15 protein-coding genes and 1 riboswitch are annotated in these 22,467 nt (G+C 32.2%); of the genes, 11 read left to right on the top strand and 4 right to left on the bottom strand.

All coding sequences use genetic code 11. From position 1 onward, the window contains the following. The first annotated feature begins 198 nt into the window (after positions 1-198). Both JOC75_RS09350 and JOC75_RS09345 read left to right on the top strand, forming a co-directional pair. Entirely contained in the window at positions 199-2,160 is a 1,962-nt protein-coding gene (locus tag JOC75_RS09350; RefSeq protein ID WP_204953794.1) for a methyl-accepting chemotaxis protein, read from the top strand. Between the two features lie 574 nt (positions 2,161-2,734). Next, a riboswitch (cyclic di-GMP riboswitch) is annotated at positions 2,735-2,820 on the top strand. Positions 2,821-3,029: 209 nt separating this feature from the next. Beyond that, on the top strand, positions 3,030-3,194 hold the full coding sequence (locus JOC75_RS09345; protein WP_204953793.1) for a hypothetical protein: 165 nt from the start codon (positions 3,030-3,032) through the stop codon (positions 3,192-3,194). Positions 3,195-3,502: 308 nt separating this feature from the next. Here the strand turns inward: JOC75_RS09345 and JOC75_RS09340 are convergent, their stop codons facing one another. Next, a complete protein-coding gene (locus tag JOC75_RS09340) occupies positions 3,503-3,979 on the bottom strand; it encodes a hypothetical protein (RefSeq protein ID WP_204953792.1) in 477 nt (158 codons plus the stop codon). Positions 3,980-5,036: 1,057 nt separating this feature from the next. Here JOC75_RS09340 and JOC75_RS09335 point away from each other — a divergent pair. From JOC75_RS09335 to JOC75_RS09325, 3 genes are all read left to right on the top strand, one after another. Then, the gene (locus tag JOC75_RS09335) at positions 5,037-5,993 is read left to right on the top strand and encodes a hypothetical protein (protein ID WP_204953791.1); all 957 of its coding nucleotides are present in this window, start codon (positions 5,037-5,039) and stop codon (positions 5,991-5,993) included. Positions 5,994-6,309: 316 nt separating this feature from the next. Next, positions 6,310-6,873, top strand: a complete 564-nt coding sequence (locus JOC75_RS09330; RefSeq protein WP_204953790.1) for a helix-turn-helix domain-containing protein — start codon at positions 6,310-6,312, stop codon at positions 6,871-6,873. After that, on the top strand, positions 6,771-7,703 hold the full coding sequence (locus tag JOC75_RS09325; protein ID WP_204954212.1) for an IS3 family transposase: 933 nt from the start codon (positions 6,771-6,773) through the stop codon (positions 7,701-7,703). Before JOC75_RS09330 ends, JOC75_RS09325 begins: the two co-directional genes overlap by 103 nt. Before the next feature lie 255 nt (positions 7,704-7,958). Here the strand turns inward: JOC75_RS09325 and JOC75_RS09320 are convergent, their stop codons facing one another. After that, complete coding sequence (locus JOC75_RS09320) at positions 7,959-9,083, bottom strand: endonuclease (RefSeq protein WP_204953789.1); 1,125 nt, start codon at positions 9,081-9,083, stop codon at positions 7,959-7,961. 837 nt (positions 9,084-9,920) lie between these two features. On the opposite strand from JOC75_RS09320, the gene JOC75_RS09315 reads away from it, so the two are divergent. The 4 genes from JOC75_RS09315 to JOC75_RS09300 all read left to right on the top strand — a co-directional run bounded on the left by JOC75_RS09315 (position 9,921) and on the right by JOC75_RS09300 (position 15,075). Further along, the gene (locus JOC75_RS09315; RefSeq protein ID WP_239589420.1) at positions 9,921-10,871 is read left to right on the top strand and encodes an arabinan endo-1,5-alpha-L-arabinosidase AbnA; all 951 of its coding nucleotides are present in this window, start codon (positions 9,921-9,923) and stop codon (positions 10,869-10,871) included. 607 nt (positions 10,872-11,478) lie between these two features. Then, positions 11,479-12,171, top strand: coding sequence for an aspartate/glutamate racemase family protein (locus tag JOC75_RS09310; RefSeq protein ID WP_204953787.1), 693 nt, complete (start codon positions 11,479-11,481; stop codon positions 12,169-12,171). A gap of 784 nt (positions 12,172-12,955) precedes the next feature. Continuing rightward, entirely contained in the window at positions 12,956-14,356 is a 1,401-nt protein-coding gene (locus tag JOC75_RS09305; protein WP_204953786.1) for a right-handed parallel beta-helix repeat-containing protein, read from the top strand. 347 nt (positions 14,357-14,703) lie between these two features. After that, positions 14,704-15,075: a hypothetical protein gene (locus JOC75_RS09300; protein ID WP_204953785.1), complete on the top strand. Its 372-nt coding sequence runs from the start codon at positions 14,704-14,706 to the stop codon at positions 15,073-15,075. Between the two features lie 298 nt (positions 15,076-15,373). On the opposite strand, the gene JOC75_RS09295 is transcribed toward JOC75_RS09300, so the two are convergent. Beyond that, entirely contained in the window at positions 15,374-17,566 is a 2,193-nt protein-coding gene (locus tag JOC75_RS09295; RefSeq protein ID WP_204953784.1) for a diguanylate cyclase, read from the bottom strand. A gap of 85 nt (positions 17,567-17,651) precedes the next feature. Between JOC75_RS09295 and JOC75_RS09290 the strand changes: the two genes are divergently transcribed. Further along, a complete protein-coding gene (locus JOC75_RS09290; protein ID WP_204953783.1) occupies positions 17,652-18,290 on the top strand; it encodes a C40 family peptidase in 639 nt (212 codons plus the stop codon). A 571-nt stretch (positions 18,291-18,861) separates the two neighbouring features. On the opposite strand, the gene JOC75_RS09285 is transcribed toward JOC75_RS09290, so the two are convergent. Next, the gene (locus tag JOC75_RS09285; protein ID WP_204953782.1) at positions 18,862-19,875 is read right to left on the bottom strand and encodes a DUF3231 family protein; all 1,014 of its coding nucleotides are present in this window, start codon (positions 19,873-19,875) and stop codon (positions 18,862-18,864) included. Positions 19,876-20,805: 930 nt separating this feature from the next. Here JOC75_RS09285 and JOC75_RS09280 point away from each other — a divergent pair. Continuing rightward, entirely contained in the window at positions 20,806-22,338 is a 1,533-nt protein-coding gene (locus tag JOC75_RS09280; RefSeq protein WP_204953781.1) for a BCCT family transporter, read from the top strand. The last annotated feature ends 129 nt before the right edge of the window (positions 22,339-22,467 follow it).

The following is a 22,467-nucleotide window of genomic DNA, read 5'->3' as shown; positions in this document are numbered from 1 at the left end:
TCGACATAAAGTCTTGTCGAATTAAGTGTTCTTAACCTTAACACGTCTTTGATAATACTTCTATTTAGTCCTTAAAACCTTTGTGTCTATTGGATTGAGAATTATGGAATAGACCCCCAACTAAACTTTATTTTAGTAGTGTCGATATATACACTAATATACATGATGAGATTACTGTATCCAAAGGAGACATCAGAGATGAACATAAGTTTACGCGCAAAATTATTTATTGCTTTTGCAGTTATATTGATTATTCCCACTTCTATTGTTGGAGTTTTAGCTTATAATAGTGCAAAAGTAGAATTAAAAAGTAATATATTGGAGAATTCAAAGGACAGCATTTCTCTATTAAATTCTAATATTAACAGTACAATTGCTCCAAAAGTACATGATGCTGACTTTTTCTCTGGGAAGCTCACTTCTGATCTTTTTGGTGATGGAAGTGAAAATTCTGAAATAGGTCAAAAGCTCGATCAATATATTGGTTTACATCCTGAGGTACAAGCAATTTATGTTGGTACTACAGATGGTAGAATGATTACTTCTCCAAAGTTAGAATTACCTGATGATTATGATCCAAGGGATCGACCATGGTATCAAGAAGCAGATCAAAAAAAGGGAGAAGTAGCCATTACTAGTCCTTATGAAGATGCTAGTTCAGGTGATATGGTTGTGACAATTACAAAATCATTAGAAGATGGTTCTGGTGTGATTGGAATCGATCTCAAAATGAACAATTTAAAGGAAACAGTTGAAGAAGTACTTATTGGTAAAAAAGGATACGCTATTTTACTTGATACAAAACAGAACTTTATCATAAGTCCTATCGCTAAAACAGGTGATCCTGCAGAAAATGGGTTTTATGATAATCTATACAAAAACGAGTCTGGTCATTTTAGCTATAAACTAAATCAAGATGATAAAGAAATGTATTTTTTAACAAATGATTTAACTGGATGGAAGATTGCTGGAACATACTTCACTAAAGAAATAAGTGACGCATCTCACCCCATATTAAATACAACGGTGCTTGTTATAGGGATTTCTATTGTTCTTGGATCAGTAGTTGTCACTTTTATCGTACTTTCAATTACACGAAGATTGAAAGATTTACAAAACAAAGCGAAGAAGATAAGTGAAGGTGATTTAACAGAAATAATCAATATTCAGTCAAAAGATGAGATTGGTCTATTAGCTGTTTCATTTTCTGAGATGCAAGGTAGTTTACGTGATCTGTTAAGAACACTTGAAGATAATTCGACACAGCTTGCTGCATCAGCTGAAGAGTTAACTGCAAGTTCAGAACAAACCAGTCAAGCAACAGAGCAAGTTTCAACTGCAATTGTTGAAGTGGCTGGCAGTGCTGAAAAACAAACAAATAATATTGATAAAAATGTACTTGCTTTAAATGAAATAGCACAAGGGTCTTCAATCATTGCTGATAATTCATTAGCTATTACTGATTTAACAAAATCCACTACTGCTAAAGCTGAAGAGGGTGGAGATTCTGTTAATAAAACGGTAGAGCAAATGAATTCAATCTATGAATCTGTTAATACCTCAAATAAAATGATTACCTCTCTATCAGATCGCTCAAAAGAAATAGGATCAATTGTTGAGGTAATTACAGGAATATCAGATCAAACAAATCTCTTGGCATTAAATGCAGCAATTGAAGCAGCGAGAGCTGGAGAAGCAGGAAAAGGATTTGCAGTTGTTGCTGATGAAGTAAGAAAATTAGCAGAACAATCACATGAATCAGCTAAACAAATAACATTGTTAATTAATGCTATTCAAAATGACACTGAGAATACAGTAAATATCATGACAACAGTCACAAATGATGTGAAAGGTGGACTTTCGATATCAGAGGAAGCTATTCAAAAGTTTCGAGAAATTCTTATTAGTATGAGAGAAATTTCACCACAAATGGAATCTATATCTGCCACAGCACAACAAATGTCAGCAGGTATTCAAGAGGTTGGAGAAACGACAAATGAAATTGCAGATGCAGCAAAAGGGAATGCAGCAACAGCAGAGGAAGTAGCTGCATCGACTGAAGAGCAATTGGCTTCAATGGAAGAAATCTCAACCTCTGCAAAATCTCTTTCTACAATGGCTGAAGAATTGCAGAATTTAATTAAAAAATATAAATATTAAAGATGTATCGTTTAACATAACTAAACCAGACTGAATAAAAACGTCTAAACCACCACCCCATGATATGAGGTCTTTAGACGTTTTTTTATGATATTGTTAACTAATGAATGTGTTATTAATACGTCTTTGGGAATGGAACGCCAATTCTACCAAATCAATTCTACTGTTGAAGTGAGAATGTAAGATTTAGATGATGCAAATGGGGGAGATGATATTCTACACGTAGAAGAGATTTAAAATAAAAGATATTCTTCAAGAACTGGATAGCTTTAGGTATATAATGGTCTTTAACAATAGGAGCATATTTCTTCAAGAAGAAAAAGCGCTCTTTTTTTATGAGATTTATTAAGTTAAAGGCAGGAGCAGATAGTGGAAGTAGCAATAAATATTGATACAAGTATGAACTACCATAAAATTAATTGGCAGAAAAATAGAACCAGTTATGTGAGAAGAAACATTTATATGAACATTATTATGATAGACAAGTTACTACTATGAGTTGTGTGATGTAGAAAGGTTGCGAAATTTGTTGAAAGTTAAGAGCGATGGGTTTATGATATAAATTAATTAAAAAAATAGATAAAGGCAAACTTATCGAAAGGTAAGGACGCAAAGCTACGGGTCTAAGGTTCAATGAACTATGATAGTCGGGTTGCCAAAAAAGTTTTGTGATGAACAGTTGATTGGTTATATATAGAAGCCAATATTAATTTTAATCCACCATCTTTTTGGTGGATTTTTTCATTTTAACTGACCCATTCATCATACATTATCATAGTGTTTTGTATTAAAGTAGTTTAGTTTTATTTACGCTTGAAAAACTGTATATATTATAGACCAGTTACATGAACTTAGGAGGTAATTAGCAATTGAGTAACACTAGAGATTATAGACATTGGTCTACTGCTGAAGAGAAGAAATTATTTGACCTACGTAAACAGGGATTGAAATTTAGAGAAATAGGTCAAATTCTAGAGAGAACTCCAATAAGTGTAGAAAAAAGATACAGAAAATTAATGAATGTTAGTAGTTAAAACAAACATATGGATATCCAAAAGGGAACAGTAATATAAATAGAGACTTTAGGCATGGAGTATCGTTTTATTAAGAGAAAGAATCTTTGTAATAATACATAATACACTGAATTATTTCGAAAAAAAAGGCGTGCCAAGGTGCAAAGCATCATTGAAATATTAGGGGAACTACTGTTTCGTGCTGCAGTAGAGCAATGTTATCGCTATTGTAAAGCAACTAAGGTAAGAATTCGATCCGAAAATCCATGTTTTCGGTTACCTTGCTTTCCTTCACAATGAAGGGGACATTAAATCCACTTCTTGGTCACTTATATTTTCTCTTTAGATAGTTCGAATATTTCATCCTGCCATAATTGATACATATAGATAATTAATGCAAAAGCGACCATCATAGCAACAATAGCTATTGTAGGCAAAGTCGATTCACTCGAAACAAGACCCATCCTTTGCCCTATTGGGTATAAGATGTACATAAATAACCCGTCCAAAAGTATATTAACAGTCAAATATATCCAAAATCTTCTGAAAGTAAAGTGGAATACCCAGATAACGATAACTAAATAAGCTCCATACACCCAAGGAATCGGCACGACTTTATCCCACCCGAACAGGCTGGAACCTGACTCTTCCCACCATCCATAATGGTAAGCTGCTTGATATGCCAATGTATGAATAACAGTCATAAAAAGAGCGACAGGCATATACCTGCGTACAGTATCCGCTTTCAAGAAAAACAAGGATGCCCAGGGCAATATCAAAAGTGACCAAAGAATAATTTGTTTCATGTTAGTAATACCCCACATTAGTTTTTATGTGTAGTGTTACTCTTGGTTCATATATTTATTCAGCTTATTCGATAACCTTTTGAAAATTGCTATTGAACTAAAGACTCACCTTTATTTAATTAATTTACAAGGCAGTTAATTTTATTTTTTTACGCAGTACAACGATAGTATTCTGTACGAATAAGATTATTCAAAAGTCGAAACGCGAGTGCCGAAGATCTAATTCACATTATTTCTAACTAAACTAAGTTAGATGCTTTTCCGTTGGATATAATAACTGTTTGGAAGAGGGGGAGGAAACTAATGCCTATTATTCTTAAATTCTTAACTTCGTGTAAAATAATAATTAACACAACTAAATCTGATTAGATAAAAACGTCTTAAACCATTGGAAACAATGGAATGAGGCGTTTTGTTTTATTACAGGAAATAACGATAAGTGTTATTAACACGTCTTGTGGAAATAAATTCTAAATTAGATCCTTTCAGATTCTTCGTCAAACAGAACAGATTGTATGAACAGCAAAGAAGAATCTAGGATTAGAACTAGTTAAAATACTAAAGTATAGGACCAATAAGTCATGACTCTAAAAAAAGAAAAAATGAAAAGTCGAAATAGTGTCTTCAATACACAACAGTGTGTATATGTTATCTCTAATACATATGATCATAACGAATAGCGGATGTTGAGTATTCATATATTAGTACACTTATCTATCTATTCTCTCAACATATATATTATTTAATATTATTTTCGATTTATTCTTGGTTTTTAATAGAGGATCTGACAATAATTTAGTTTTTTAGTCTCTAAAATCTATTTACATATTATTAACAATTTATGTGTTATTTAACAAATTGTTAACTTCTAAGTAATAAGACCTCAATACAAACTAATTACTCTTATAAATAGAAAGTGAGGTGGAATTGGAAAAGAATATTCAAAACTCTTTGCGATTTTGAATCGTAGGATTAATACGAAATTTGAATATATTAATAATAACTGCAGTCAAAGTAATAAGTAAGATCATTAAGAAATTATAAGGATGTGGAGAAAATGATAAAAAAGAATTTACTAGCTGTCTTATTATTAACTATTATTCTTGTTAATACTTTTATAGTAGCACACCGAGTAGAAGCTGTAAGTATATCTAAATGGGACCTTCTTAATTATTGGGCACCTCAGGTTTTTCAGGATGTCAGACAGGATCGTGTATTAGGTTACAAATATCATGTTGCAGGTGATCATATTACAAAAGCAAATTTTGATAATGATTGGGACTTAGGTAATAGCTGGGATCGAATTCGTGATGAGCAGGATAAGTATGGAGCATTACCTGCATACGCATATACTTCATTCGTTGAAACATCCACTCACTATTTTCTAGGATATCAATATTATCATGCAATTGATGATGCTTTGATTCCATCTGACAGACATGAAAATGATCTAGAGGATGTCTATCTAGTAATTAAAAAAAATGGGGGATATGGTGAATTTGTGATGATGATCGCAAATAGTCATGGGGATATGAATCAGTACACGCCAAGCCAAACGTTATTTGATCAAACAAATGGAAAACATCCTAAAATCTTCATCTCTTCAAATGGAGATGTAATTAATAGTTCTTATGATATAGGTGCTCGTGGCCACTCAATTAGTGCTTATAATCCAAAAAAGCATAATAAGTGGGTAGGTGGAGATTCCGTAATCTATAATGTTGGAGATGTAGCTGAAACTCCTATTGATAGTAGTGGTATATTTGAAAAATCCTACAAATATAAACTTCTAGATATTAATGAATTATGGGAACGAAGATGGGATATTGATTCTTCACCGAATGCTACAAGTACTTATGAAGCTTATAACCTTTTTAACGGAAGAGATGAGCGTTCAGGGGGGAATCCACCTTGGCAGAAGCTTTATTTTAATGATCCAGCAAAATACTTTAATGATTCATACAATATTGGATCTGATTCAACATATATTGTAAATCCTTACAAAGTTAACTAGTATTAATTTAATTGTCTGTTTTTTTTATATGGATAACATAGTGGGTATTGAAAAACGTCCTTTATAATAGAAGACCGTGTGGTTAAAGATATAGTATTGGACTACTTCTAATAAAATATGTTAAACAACTATCCATATAGATATAATAGTTAATAGCTTTAAATGATGAGGGAGGAAACTTCCTATTTTTACTTAAGTCTTAACTTCGTGTAAATTAACTAGTAACATAACTAAATCAGAGTCATAAAAAAACGTCTGAAACGGTACCGACCCCCGAAAGTTAGAGTAAAAAAATCTAACTTTCGGGGGTGTTTTTATGGCTAAATATAGTGAAGAGTTCAAAATAAAGCTTGTTACTGAGTATTTAGATGGCAACATTGGATATGGGTCATTAGCAAAAAAATATAATATGGGTAGCCAGACACCAATAGTTGAATGGGTGAAAAACTATAAATCTCAGGGGATAGGAGGATTAAGACGAAGAAAGACCAAGAATGAGTATTCTGTTCAATTTAAGTTAGATACGATACAATTTATGTTAAATACAGGTGCTTCTTATTTAGAAACGGCTGTTCAATTTAAATTGAACAACCCTTCCTTAATTAAACGCTGGAAGAAGACATTTCGAGAACATGGGATTGAAGGCCTGAAACTTAAATCAAAGGGGCGGCCTTCTATGTCTAAGAAACCCACTAAACAACAGAAAAAGGAAGAAAAAAAGCTAACACGTGAAGAAGAGTTGGAACGGGAGAATGAACTACTAAGGCTAGAAAATGCATACCTAAAAAAGCTGAGAGCTTTTCAGGAAAATCCGAATGTCCTCCTCGAAAAGCACAAGCAAAATTGGCATTCGAACTCAAAGAAGAAGGATACCGATTAAAGGATATTTTCCATTTGATCGGTATTCCTGAGGCAACCTATCACTATCATGTAAAAAACTTTGGGAATACAGATACGAACAAAGAGTTGAAAGAGCTCATTATCGACCTGTTTAAGAAGTTTCATGAACGTTACGGTTATAAACGGATCACGAAAGAATTAAAGAAATTAGGACACCGTGTTAACCATAAAAAAGTGTATCGACTTATGCGAGAAATAGGATTAAAATGTGTAAAATTTATGCGGAAATCACGTAAATACAATTCCTATAAGGGGAAGGTTGGGAAGGTAGCGAAAAACCGTTTATCACGCCGTTTTTCCACACCTATACCTCTTCAAAAATTAGTAACTGACATTACAGAATTCAAATGTGTAGGCGAGGAAAAGTTATATTTAAATCCGATTCTTGATCTTTATAACGGAGAAATTGTTGCGTTTGAAATTAGGAAACGTCCAACGTTAGATCTTGTCATGAAACCTTTAACGGAAATAATAGAAATATTAAAGAAACATGCGACCTATCGCGCCACTATCCATTCCGATCAAGGGTGGCATTATCAACACAACCAATGGGTCAGGGCGTTAAAGAAAAACAAAATATTCCAAAGCATGTCACGTAAAGCTACCTGTGCAGACAACGCTTCGATGGAGAATTTCTTTGGCATTTTAAAGCAAGAAATGTATTATGGGGAAAAACTAGTAAGCTATGAAGAATTAAAAAGTCGAATAGAAGATTATATCCACTGGTATAACAATGAACGATCAAAAGAAAAATTAGATGGATTGAGTCCAATTGAATACCGAACTCAATCCAGCCAATCAGCTGCATAATAAAACTCTAACTTTTTGGGGTAACCACCAACCTAGTTAGGGTTTTAGACGTTTTTTATGAAACGATAAATGTTATTAAAAGTACTTGGTTCCAACATAACTCTACAATGAATTATATTTTTTGTAAGAGGTTACTCATATAGATATAGAAGTGCTCATTTGCTTATTTAAATTAGTTGTTTTCATAAGTAATCTATACAAAAAACTTTGGTAACGTCAAACTAGTATACTTATTAAATAGAATTTTTAAAATAATTACCAAATTGCTTCGATCCATTCTGGGTGATCAATAAATGGGTTTCTATTATTTTGGTATTTGTAAAAGATAACGTCATTACGTTTACGTTCAAGGTCATTAACAGGATCTTGCTTATGCCACTGTATTAAGGTTGATAGCTTACCATGTAATGGAGAGGATCCATTACTTACAGTTTCTGTTACCTCTAAATCTAACTCCCCATTATCACCTTCATAACGCACAGCCATATAAAATATCATTCTTGCAACGTCACCTTTTACTTCATCACGGGGTTCCCAAGAATTACTATCAGCATAGGTGTCAGGAGCTTCATTGTGGGCTATACCACCATTATCAAAATCTTTGTTACCACGAGAGCTATTAACAGTTACATCGGTCGGTCGTAAATGGTGCAGGTCAGTCCCAGCTCCCATTGTCGTTCCGAAATCACCATGCGATTTTGCCCACACATGTTCGCGATTCCAAGAATCGATTGATGTTCCATTTGATGTTTTACTTTGGGAACGGCCTGTATAAAGTAGAATAACATTATTTGGATTATTAGGATCTTCATCTGTATTTCTTAACGCCTCCCATACATTTGAATATGAAATTTCAATGTGATCATCAATGATATTATGTAATGCAGCTTTTAAGCTTGAACCTGACTTACCTAACGCATTATTATAATAGCTATCTAATGTAGTACTACCCGAGCCTTCACTAGTCATGAGAGCCATTTCAGATGGGTTTTTTAATCCTGGATGTGAATGATAAGCGGTCAAAGTACCTGTTACCTTTATTTTCTTACCCATTATGCTAGGGTTACTTTTCAGACCAAAATATGAACGGTATTGTAAAGGTATTTGAACATATAACATTTTTGATAAGTTCGATTCATTGTTACTAACTGCAAGTGCTAAAGCATAATCATTTGTGAAATTACTTTTTAATACATTGGACGTAGAAATCGGTTCTCCGACAATATAACCTTCAACACTTTGTATGGAGTTATTCTGAGTTTGAGTCGCCTGTGAAATAGTCAATAAACTTGCTGCTTTTGATGAGTCAAATGAAAACAAAGATACGAGTAAGACTAAAACAAATGTGACAACAACACTAAATTTTCTCAATTTTTTCATGAAGGTCCTCCCACTTTTTATTGGTAGGCTCTTTTTTAATGAAAAAAGAATTGTTAATTAACATTTTCATTTTTTAGAGCCCATTTAACACATTTTAAAATTAACATCGTATTGTAAAGAATATTAATTAGTTTTGTTAAAAAGTGCTTTACAATCAATAAACAGGAGAAAATACATATAAAAAGAAAGTATCTACAATTTTTATAGGTAGATTATAGTGAGTCAGGCAAAGTCATAGATAAAGAATTGGGTTAATAGGAGGGGGTAACTTATTATTGGAGAACTTGATTTTTATTAGTAGATAAGATGGGAACATTTGATATTGATTAGCCAAGTGGGATTTGTATGACTATCGTTACTAATCTAAATATAGAGTTATTTATTTCACCTTCAAGTTTTTCTTGGAATCCTATACATACAAAAAAAGAAGTATCCTAGTTTTATTTCTATATTAGGTTTGATAGCTGAACTTTCTATTAAAATTTAACCAGTAAACTTGTACATACATATAAAATATATTTTGTTGACATGTACGAACATGGAGAATATAATAAATATTAGTTAAAGCGCTTACAAGAAATGTAACCATTCTTTAAAAATTAATTATTTTTCGTTAAAAGTAATGTCCAAATTCATCTTTAGTCAGTTAAATGGTAACTTTTTTTATACATCATGTTTAATACATAAGATATACGATTTAGGAGAAAGAAAACCATCCTAATATCGTATATCTTTTTTTATGAAAAATTAAGTGTGCATTAAGGAGGTGATCAATAGATTTATAACGTCTAAATTTTAATAAAAATATGTTAGAAGGAGATTAGTTTGATGAAGAATATGAAGAAGCTTTTTATGTTATTTGTTATCGTGTGTCTATTAAACATTCAAGTAACTGCAAGTGCTGCATTCTGGAATGTAACAGGTGAAAAAATGATACATGACCCTTCAATTATTAAAGAAGGAAACTCCTGGTATGTTTTTGGGACTGGTGAAACTGGGAAAAATGGAATTAGAGTTTTAAGATCTGATAATGGAACAAACTGGTACACAACACCTGTCATTTTTCCTACTGCACCATCTTGGTGGAAAACATATGTACCGAACCATGAAACAAATCAGTGGGCTCCTGATATCCAATATTACAATGGTCGATATTGGCTTTATTATTCAGTTTCTAGTTTTGGTTCAAATAATTCACTTATCGGACTTTTATCTACACCTAGTATAACTTCTGGTCAGTGGAGAGATGATGGTTTAGTTGTACGTTCAACAAGCTCAAGTAATTTTAATGCAATTGATGGAGACCTTGTCATTGATAAGGATGGTAATCCGTGGTTGTCATATGGTTCATTTTGGAGTGGAATTAAACTAACTAGATTAGATAAAAACACAATGAAGCCAACTGGAAGTGTCTATTCTATTGCAACAAGACCCAACTCACCAAACAATCCCATAGAGGCTCCTAGTATTACCTATAAAGATGGTTACTATTATTTATTTGTATCATTTGATAGCTGTTGCCAAGGTGTGAATAGTACGTACAAGATCGCTTATGGAAGATCAAAGAATATAACGGGACCATATTTGGATAAAAATGGAGTAAGCATGATGAACGGTGGCGGAACGATTTTAGATGCTGGTAATAATCGTTGGAAAGGACCTGGTCACCAAGATGTCTATAATAATAATGTTATCGTTCGACATGCGTATGATGCTGAAAACAATGGGATGCCTACTTTATTAATCAATGATTTAAACTGGGATTCTCAAGGCTGGCCATCCTATTAAAAACTAGATAGAAATTCTATAAAATGAAAATGAGTTTTAGCCACTTAACCTTTGAACAATAGTTGAAGATTCTCTAAACCATATATCTGCCTAGTACTTTAACATTTGGATATAATAGTGAAAGTGATAAAAAAGAGTGGGGAATTCCCTATAACAACACTCGAATCTTAGCTGTATAAAATATTTATCAACACAAACAAAACTAGATTCAAAAACGTCTAATTCCTTGAAAATTAAAGGATTAGACGTTTTTTTATTAGGAATAAAAGAAAAGTGTTATTAATACGAGAGAAACTCATTTTCATTGCATAGTAGACAAGATATTATGCAACAACTATTGCTATAATTTAGGGGAGTGTAAACACCAATTCGTTATCTTCTGTTATGATTTAGTTAGAAGATATGTAATATTGTGAAGTTTGTCACTTAAACGAACGGAGTTGTTAACGGGTGCGGAACTGGAACAAGCAATTACGCTTATCTAATTGGTTCAGTACAAAATAATAAATAAATTTTTAAAATGTTAAATTATTGGTTGATGGTTGGAAGTATTGAATATAAGATGAGTGAAATTTGATAATAGTTAATTCAAATAGGGGGAGAAGTGATGAAAACTATTGGGCTTATAGGTGGAATGAGTTGGGAGTCTTCAGTAGAGTATTATCGACTAATCAACGAAATGGTAAAAGAAAAATTAGGTGGATTACATTCAGCGAAATGTCTGCTGTATAGTGTTGACTTTGACGAGATTGAACGCTATCAAGCTGAAGGTGATTGGGAAAGTGCGGGTAAAGCATTAGGAGAAGTTGCATCATCTTTAGAAAAAGCAGGTGCAGAATTCATAGTAATTTGTACAAATACAATGCATAAAGTAATTGATAATATAGAGGCGAGGATAAACATTCCTGTATTACATATTGCTGATGCAACAGCGAATCAAATCCAAAGTTCCAATATAAAAACAGTTGGCTTACTTGGAACTAAATATACAATGGAGCAAGATTTTTATAAATCTCGTATCAAATCAAATGGAATTAACGTGTTAGTTCCAGATAAAGAAGAACGAAACAATGTCAATAAAGTTATTTATGAAGAGTTGTGTTTAGGACAAATTAAGCAATCATCGAAGGATTTTTATAAGTCTGTTATTCAACATTTAGTGGCTGAAGGAGCTGAAGGAATCATTTTGGGATGTACAGAAATAGGATTTTTAGTTAAACCAGAAGATTCAGAAGTTCCATTATTTGATACAACAGTTATTCATGCAAGTGAAGCAGTAAATACTGCTCTAAAAAAATAATGCTTTAGAAAGAAGTTCTTATGCCAATACGGCTTATTAAAGTAACGGGGTGCGTCAGTTCAATTGCACTCTTCAGCAATCAAAGCGCTTATCTTGAGTAAAAGTAATATTACTAGGAATATAATAGGTATTGGATGTCTATTAATTGGTGTTCTAATTGGAAGAAAGAAAAATTAATAATCTCTAAAAATTGATTTAGCTCTTCAATAATCAAAGTGCTTTTCTGGAACAAGTAAATGAGCTTATTTAAGTATTGGACAAGATTTCTTATCAATAATATAAATGACTATGCTAAAATTAGGAAGGAATTGTAGTGGGGGAAATTGTATTTATTAGACATGTTTATGTAGTACTTAAAAGAGGTAGATATAGATGGAAACCTTTATAGTGGTCTTAGCTGTAATAACAATATTAGGTTTATCTTTTTTATTGTTCACTGTGGCTTTAAGAAGACTAGTTGATTTAATGAAGAAACGATAATGGATATTGATTTTAAATAATAAGAAACCTACCCCCTACAATAACCATCTCTAAGAATCGAAGCGCCTTTGTTTAATAATTAGAAGGCGTTTTTTGTGTGGTATTGACGTATACTACGCAGCAAAAAGACTTATTTTATTTCCAAGTCAATTTGTGAAACAATACCTTAAATATATCCATTAGAGCTCCGTTATGGTGGTGGCGAGAGAGAAATTAGATAGCCCTTTAGTAATATTGTCTAAACGGTTATTTTTATGCTTTAGTATGAAGTGAAAATTACGAACTATTATAAAGGAATGATGAAATGAAAAAGACAATCCTTTACCTCGTTGCAGCAGCAGTAGCTATTTTAATTGTTTATGCTTTTAATACAACAGAGTCAACACATGATAAGGCTATATACGTTGCTACAAATGGAAGTGATAAAAATGATGGGACTAAATCAAAACCATTTCGTACTCTAAAGAAAGCTGCTTCAGAAGCAAGAGCGGGGACGATTGTCTACATAAAAGAAGGCATCTATAAAGAAAGGCTAATTGTTAAGTATAGTGGAACAAAAATAAAACCAATTACGTTTAGAGCGTACAATCAAGACAAGGTTGTTATTACTGGTGAGGCCGTAAAGAATGTAGAAGGAGATACGTCCCTTGTTAACATAGACAATAAAAATTATATCACGATTAGTGGGCTCATTATTCAAGATTTAACTACTAACTTAACGAATGAAACTGTAATAGGGATGTATGTAACAGGCTCAAGCAGCCATATTACGTTAGAACATAATGTTGTACGAAAGATAGAAACTCATGCAGAAGATGGGAATGCCCATGGAATTGCAATATACGGAACTGACCCTATGAATGATATTTATATTATAAATAATACAATAGAGGATTTAAAACTCGGGTGGAGTGAATCACTCGTTCTTAATGGGAATATCGATGGTTTTAGTGTTGAAAATAACGTAGTTCGCAGAAATGATAATATTGGGATCGATCTAATTGGTCATGAAGGAATATCAAATGATCCAAAAGCTGACTACGTTCGTAATGGTATCGTTAAAAACAATGAAGTGTATGAAATATCCTCGTACGGTAATCCAGCATATGGAGAAGAATATAATGCCGGTGGGATTTATGTCGATGGTGGGAAAAGTATAACGATTGAAAAGAATACTATTTATAATTGTGATATCGGAATTGAGGCAACCTCTGAGCACGCAAAACAATATGCTGATAACATTGAAATAACAGACAACATCGTGTATAACAACCATTATACAGGAATTTCGATTGGTGGATATGATGATAATCGGGGAGGAACGATAAACTCTTCCATTACCAAAAACATTATCTATCGAAACGATACGAAAGGGCTAGCAGGGGGACAGCTGCTATTACAGCATGATATCAAAAATAATATTATAGAAAGAAATATCTTAACCGCTGGGTCATCTCGTATTTTTATCGCCAACTTTTTTACAATGAATCAAGATAATGAACTACGAAGAAATGTTTTTCATAAAGAAAAGGGAAAAATAGGTCTTTGGATATGGAATGAAGAAGAATTCACTTCTTTTCAAGATTTCAAGCTTGCCTCAACCACTGATTCACAATCCAGTTATTTGGATCCAATGTTTGAAAATGAAACCAACTATGACTTTTCGCTGAAAAAGGAATCTCCTGCAATAAATATTATAGAATAGTAATATGGAGTCCCGATGATCATTTAATCATCGAGACTTTTTTCATTCATAAAAATAATCGTAAATGTCACAAAATAAAGTAGGTAGATTAACTTTACTTAGCTGTAGGGGCTTTATTTTTAATAGGAAAATAGTTAAAGAGGGTACTGTAGGATAGATCTAATTGTTACGCAGTACAAGGATAGTTTGAATTAATGATTTCCAACAATAGAAGCGCGTTTATATAAGAGTGCGCGTATTAAATTTTATAGAAATATTGTCATTAGATAAACTAAGAACAGTATTCTCTTATGAAATAAGAAAGGTGATAAAAATGAGAACATTAAAAGATAATAGATTTATTGTTAATGAAAAATCAGGTTATACCCCTTATGACATTTGAGGACAAGGAACCTACTAAAGAAGAACGACAAAAGCTTGATATAGGATTGAAACTTGGTGAAAATGCACATAAAGAAATCACTGATAAAGGAATTGAATTCTATAAAGAGAAGTTAAAATTAGTCCGGGAACGCACACTTGAATGGTTTGAGGAAATGGAGGATAAATGGTTAGATGAAGTTTCGTCTTTCGGACCAAACCATAAAGCTAACAACTATTTCCGTTGGTTTCATGTATTTGAAGATGAACTAAATCATCGTGGTCAAATCCGTTTAATTCGTAACCATATGAATAGAGAAAAGGAAGTTCAATTAGATCTAATTTTACAATTTAACTAACTAAACTAACTTAAATACTTGTCCAGTTGTATATAATAATGAACAGATAGGGAGGAAAATACCTATATTTTTAAAGTCTCAACTTCGTGTAAAATATTTATTAACACAACTAAATAAAAATAGGTAAAACGTCTCGAATCCTTGTAGTACTGGAGTTGAGACGTCTTTTTATAAGATCAGTAACTAAAAGATAAGTGTTCTTAACACATTTAAAATAATACGAAATTATTCTTTTAATTAGTATTAAGTGAGAGTATATAAAATAGGAATTTGTTATTTTAAACCAAGCTCCTATTCATTATTTTATCTCTATATAATCATTATAGATAACCACCTGATCTCTTCCCATATTTTTAGCTTTATATAAGGACTCATCTGCTAGCTGAATCATGTTATTTATTGATAAGTTTTTATTGTTAGTATTACTACAAACTCCAATACTAACAGTTAAAAATAGGCTTTCTCCATCTTCTACTGAAAAAGGGTGTATATGGAGAGTCTTAATTAACAACTCAGATATCTCCAACGCCTTTTTCTCACCAACATTGTTCAGTAGCGCTATAAATTCTTCACCACCATACCGTCCAACAACACCTATATCTTTAATTATCTCTTTTATTTGACCCGCAACGAAGATAATAGCTTTGTCACCTGTGTTATGACCATAAGTATCGTTAACCTGTTTGAAATGATCAATATCTATTAAAATGATTGTTACATTTTGATTTAATTCAATAGATTCTTTCATTAAATTGTTTGCTTTATCTAAAAAGTATTTTCGATTTAATACATTCGTTAGGTGATCATACATTGCTGATTTTTGTAACGATTGATAGTTGATTATATTGTCTATTAAAACCATATATTGCTCCTTGAAATAGGGAATAACATTCTCTATTTCGTATGTATCTATTTTAAGGTTCTCCTGACTATAAGCAATAAGAAGGGCTTCATGTCCCTTACAAACTATTGGTATTGAAAGGTATGATCCGAATTGCTTGTGAATACCTAATATACTTAGATCTACATCATTTGCATAAGTCAGTTTTTTAAAATATTGTTGATCTATATTAAATGTATGATTAACTAAATTTTCACCTTTTTGAGTTAATAAAGACCAACCTGATTTATTTTTAGAAAGGTAATACCCATTTTCAAACTTTGTCAGAATCATTATTGTATTAAGACCACTATCCGCTAACTCTGTTATTTCCTTCATACCTGACATTTGTTTAAAAGAGCTTTGTATAAGTGTTTGCATGTAATATTTCTTTGATTCCAACTCTTTTTCTAAAGTAATCCTTTTAATCCTATCAGCTAATCCCAATGATAAAACCAATACTTCCACAAGAGATCCGATCTTTGGAGCAAATAAGGTTATAGGAGTAAGTGGAACAAGCTTATATGCAGCCAAAATATTTAATAAGACTCCTATTAAAAGAAAGACCCATGCAGCAATAAAAAATTTTGCTTCCCTTGTTTTTAACCTAACTTTTATTGCAATCAATATTATAAACAGAACAAAGATCGTTGCAATAAGGGTACTCGTCATTGTTGAGATACTTATACTAAGTGTAAAAGGAAGTATCAAAGCTATTGCACACACTGTATTAAAAATATTGACCATTTTATATAAAATAGGTGCTTTACTTTTTAATTGTAAAAAGTGTTTAGCGAACTGTAATGCAAATAATGCTGTCCAAAGAATAAAGAATGAATTTGATCTTAATGCCCACCAAGGATAATCTCCCCATAGCCATTGAAATGCATATCCATCCCATATCGATTGCATCGTTGTAAATCCAGTAATAAATAGAATGTAATAAAAATAGGTTTTTTCTCTAAGTGAAAAGAATAAGAAACTATTATATAAAATTAATCCAATCATTGTGCCATAAAATAGCCCGTACATCATTTGTGCATTAGAATTTTCTATTGAAAATACAACAGGGTCCCAAATTGTGATGGGCGCTTGAAAAAAGCTATCGGTTTTAATCTTTAGATAATATGTACTTGCTTTCTCTGAAGGTTGTAGTTCAAGAGGGAAAATTAGATTACGATGTCTTATACTTCTCTCATTAAAAGGTATACTGTAGCCGATTGTTTCCTTTAGTTCAAGCTTTTGAAGACTAACCGAATATAATGAAACTAAACTTAAATGTGGCTTTTTTAATTCTAGTAATATATCTTTTGGAGAATCACTAGTATTTAAGATATTTATTTTTATCCAGTAGGTAGAATTTGCAATGTCTCCGTCTATATCCACCTTACTTATAGGAAGAAATTTGTCTTGCTTTTTAAGAATCTCGTTTTCTGAGATATTATTTTGATCAACGTATACCTCCCAGGAATCTTTTATATTCACCTTTTCAAATTCGTTATTAATAATAATATTTTTTGGAGATGCAAAAATAACGTTCCTGTCTGTAAGAATAAATGTGAAAAAGAGAATAAAAATAATTAATAGTATCTTCTTAAAAGCCATTTTCATGAGGTTTGACTCCTTATTGCAAGAATTATTGTATAATTATATCATGAGCAATTCGGATTAAAACGAATAATATTTGGAGGATCATATGAATTCACAGTCATTTAACAATCTATTGCCAACGTTCAAAACGGGGGATTTAATCCTTTTTAGTGGTAAATACTCTATAAGTAAATTAGTAGAAAGACTTGAAAAAAGTATGTGGTCACACGTTGGAATGGTGATACGTCCAGAACCAGAGGGAGAAGTTTATTTTTTTGAGTCAACAGCATTAACTAATTTACAAGATGAATGGTTTCATGATAATAAGACAGGACCAAAAGTCGTGAAACTTTTAGATCGACTTAAATCATATGGGCAAGATGTCACTCCTTATGAAGCTCCTCAATATGCACTTCGTTCATTAAACCTAAATCATAAAATAGATCAACAAAAGCTATTTGATTATATAAAGGAAGTACATGGAATTCCTAACCCTACTGAATGGAAAATGATAGAGGAGGTAATCGAAGGAAGATATTTATCTATAGCATCCAAAAATATTGACTATACATGTAGTAGATTAGTAGGAGAAACATATAAGACGTTAGGAATTGCATCATTTAACATCCCTCTTAATGGTTTAATGCCTAGTGATTTTTCCTCGACAGGGAAAATTATAATTAAAGATGGTAATTTGGAAGAAGAAGTATTAATAGATATCAAGGAAAACGTTGGACATATGTAGACCTTTTCCCATAAACAAGTATAAATGCATTAATTTTAAAAATTATGCAATAAAAATTTAGTTTTAAGAGTTATTTTTTGGACAAAATAGTGAAGCAGCATTCAAAACAGAAATCTGAATAAATTTGTATAAAATATTTATTAACACAACTAAATAAAAATAGTTAAAACGTCTCGAAACCCTGATAGTAATGGATTTGAGACGTTTTTTTATTAGTTTTGGAACTAAAAGATAAGCGTAATTAACACATCTTGGAGGATGAAAGACTAAATCCTTACCACTTACTCTTCTTCCGCAAACAGGGCAGATTAAGTAACATACTTTAAAGTAAGGACAATACATAAGGCATTGATAATTGATTTTTTTAATAGCGGTTAAAATATCTTCATGAAATCCATATAAAATCGCTAAATTGAAGTTCGATATAACATTTCAATACCTTCTACATTACTATCAATAAAATCGCTATTTATATTTGCTATTTAAGAGTTAAGCAAATCTTTCTATTCCAATGGACCTAATATCTTTTCTATCTGGTTATCGTTCGTACTAGATTATAAAGTGATACACATTAACCTTTTGCTAACCTTTTATGATCTGGGATTTGTGGAGGTTGTTCTAACCATGCATTTTTAATCATGATATCAACACCGTTTTTGGCAAATTGAGCAGTTTCTGTTGTTAGACGAATATAGGAAGTTGCAATATCTGTTCGTAAGGATGCTGCTGAAGCAGTTGCATAATTGGATATACTTGATGCAATGATTAAAGAAGTATGAAACATAATTAATTTATCAGAAAATGGTGTTACTGTTGAAGCGGTTACTTCTAAATCCCAGGGCATTGGTGAGGGAAGGTCATTTTCTGTCAACATAGTTGAAAAAACTTGCACATGTTTTGTCGCGATTTCCTTTCCTTTCAAACAATAGGTACGAACTTTTTTAGACTTAGCAACCTGAGCCAAGCCTGTCATAAGAGCTTTACCTAAGGAGTTCGTTTCAACATTTGCTTCTATATGAGTAATTTCTATCACATTTAAAGGTCTATTTTTGTTAGTTAGATTTAGTATTCCTCCTAGATAACTCTTTTCATCAACAAAGTCAACATGATCGGGTGTTGTTACATAAGGTGGTCTTACAAATAACCCTTTTGATAATAATGTTTCTGCTGTTTTATTATATAAATCTGTTGAAGTTTGTATTGCTTGACTTAGAAAAGCACGAACATCAGAGTGTGCACTGGTTGCTAAAGCTACACCATAAACAGATAATCCAACTTTAGACATGTTTTTAAGGTAGTATAGATAAAACGAATCAGAAAATAAGCGTGGGGCATTAGGACTAACATCTGCATCAGTAAATCCAATTGGTAGTGGTTGATTGTCCTCATTAAGAATATTTTTACTATATTCCAAATTTTTACTTGATACTTCTAGAGCAAATTGTAATACAGACTTTATTTCATGATCATCTACATTTGCTAAAAAATACTTTAGAATACAAATAGAAAAACTGTTGTTTTGATAGGTACTCCAAACGACTGCAATCTCAGAAGACGTTAACCTCATATTGTTTTTCTCTGACATGTAATAATCCCCCATTGTATTGTTATCGAATATTATCCACCTTTTTCTAGACTGTTATACATTTACGATAAAGATCTTAAAATTAAAGTGTATTAATTTTTCATCACTTATGCTAAAGGGGAGATTGATGAAGAAGATTACTTTTAAAGAACTTGTGGAGCTACCCAAAAATGATGTTTGTCCTTTCGAATCACATTTAGTGGAAGGTATTATCTTTTTGATATTAATATTTATTAGTTTGGACACAGTATATATTGGATGGATCATAAGAAAATATAGATCCTTATTCGAATATTTCCTTTGTAGTGGTTCCTTTTTTACCAGTTAATTTATTCATCAAAAATAAATGTGATGGGAGAGCTGTGGGGGACTGTATTTTTACTGAAGCTCTTCTAAATATTTGGCCTTATAGTTGCATTTATCATTTATTAAATAGTTTTTATCTTAACTATAGAAGACAATAGCACTATTGACGGTACTGGTCATAAAATATAGTGAATAACAATAGAAACGAAGTAATACAACTAATCGTTATAGAGAGGTGTATTTTATATTGGATAGGAAAAAACTGGGGATCTGTAATCTCACCTTTAAAATTCTTTTCTTGTAAAAAAACGCTATCTCTATCACATTTTTTACATATATAGTTTGTAAAGTCGTAAGAAGGGGTATGGTTATTGAGGCCTTATGAAAATATCAATATTTTATCAAAAATAAGCGATTCAACCATGATTAGAAAGTTTATTTGATTTTGTATGAATATACCCCAAATATCTTCGTTTGTATGTATATAACCTATGTTCAACATTATTATAGAATAATCATACTATCTAATAAGTAATTATAAAGCTCTTGCTTTATATACATTTGCGAAATTTCTTAAGCTATTAACTAATTAATATTTGAAAATATCATATGAGGTGAAAATTTGTGAACAAAGTTAGTTCAGTTTTTTGGTACGCACTTGCTATTTGTGTTGTACTCGTTATTTGGGGTGCAGTTGCTCCAGAGCAGTTACAGAGCTTGACGTCAAATCTAACGTCATACATTTCAGAAGCATTTGGTTGGTACTATTTACTGCTAATCATGTTGTTGCTAGCGTTCTGTATCTATTTAATGTTTTCCAGGTTAGGAAAAATTAAATTAGGTAAAGATGATGAAAAACCGGAATTTAGTACACCAACATGGTTTGCCATGTTATTTAGTGCAGGTATGGGGATGGGATTGGTTTTTTGGACAACAGCAGAACCTATTGCCCATGCTTTTAAAAATCCACCAAGATTAGAACCGGGTTCAGATGAGGCAATTAAACAATCTCTCCAATACTCTTTTTTTCATTGGGGAATTCATGCCTGGGCAGTATATGGCGTAGTTGCTTTAGTTTTAGCTTATTTTAAGTTTCGCAAAGGATATCCTGGATTATTAAGTGCAACACTAATACCTATATTTGGCGAAAAAAGTATGCGGGGAATGCCAGGGAAGTTAATTGATACTTTGGCTGTCTTTGCTACAGTTGTAGGTGTAGCCTCCACTCTTGGCTTCGGTTCAGCTCAAATTAATGGTGGTTTAAACTACCTTTTTAATACGCCAAGCAATTATGGGATGCAGTTATTAATTCTTGCCACTTCAACCGTACTGTTTATTTTCTCAGCTTGGTCTGGAATTGGAAAAGGGATAAAGTATTTAAGTAATATTAACATGGGTCTTGGATTCGTACTATTGTTGATTTTATTTATTGTTGGACCTACATTATATATTTTGAATATGTTTACAACAACACTTGGTGGTTATATTACCAATTTCTTTGATATGAGCTTCCGACTTTCTCCATTAAATGAAGATGGTCGAACATGGATTGACAATTGGACGATTTTTTATTGGGCATGGTGGGTTTCCTGGGCACCATTCGTAGGGATCTTTATAGCGCGTGTGTCCAAGGGTAGGACAATCAAGGAGTTTTTACTAGGAGTTCTTATTGTTCCGTCAATTGTTTGCTTTATCTTTTTTGCTGTGTTTGGCGTTTCCGCCTTGAATATCGAGCAAAACGGAATTGATGCTATCTCCAAATACACTCTTGAAACAACTACCTTTGGAGTTCTCCAGCATTATCCACTCGGAGATTTTATGGCATTGTTAACAATCGTTGTGATTGCTATCTTTTTTATCACGTCAGCAGATTCTGCAACGTTTGTTCTAGGTATGCTGAGTACAGGTGGATCGATAAACCCTCCAAACACGGTTAAAATGACATGGGGTCTCACTATGTCTGCAATGGCTGCTATCATCGTATATTTTGGGGGAACACAGGGATTACAAAATATGCTGATTATTGCCGCCCTGCCGTTTTCCGTTGTCATGATCCTGATGGGTGTTTCCTTTTATAAAGCAGCCCATTACGAAACTGAAAAAAGACAAAAAGAAAAGAAGAAAAAAGAACAATCACATAATCCAATAGTAAGTTAACTTAATAAGTTTATATGTTTATGTCAGTATCGTACTGAAAAGGGAGTCAATTGCTTGATTTTTATCGAGCGGCTGACTCCCTTATGTTTTACATTAAAGCTACTTGCTTTTAACGTGAAGAAAATAGCA

Source organism: Metabacillus crassostreae (assembly GCF_016908395.1).
Classification (GTDB): Bacteria; Bacillota; Bacilli; order Bacillales; family Bacillaceae; genus Metabacillus; species Metabacillus crassostreae.
The sequence above is the reverse complement of the archived record's forward strand: the minus strand, read 5'-3'. Positions and strand labels throughout refer to the sequence as shown.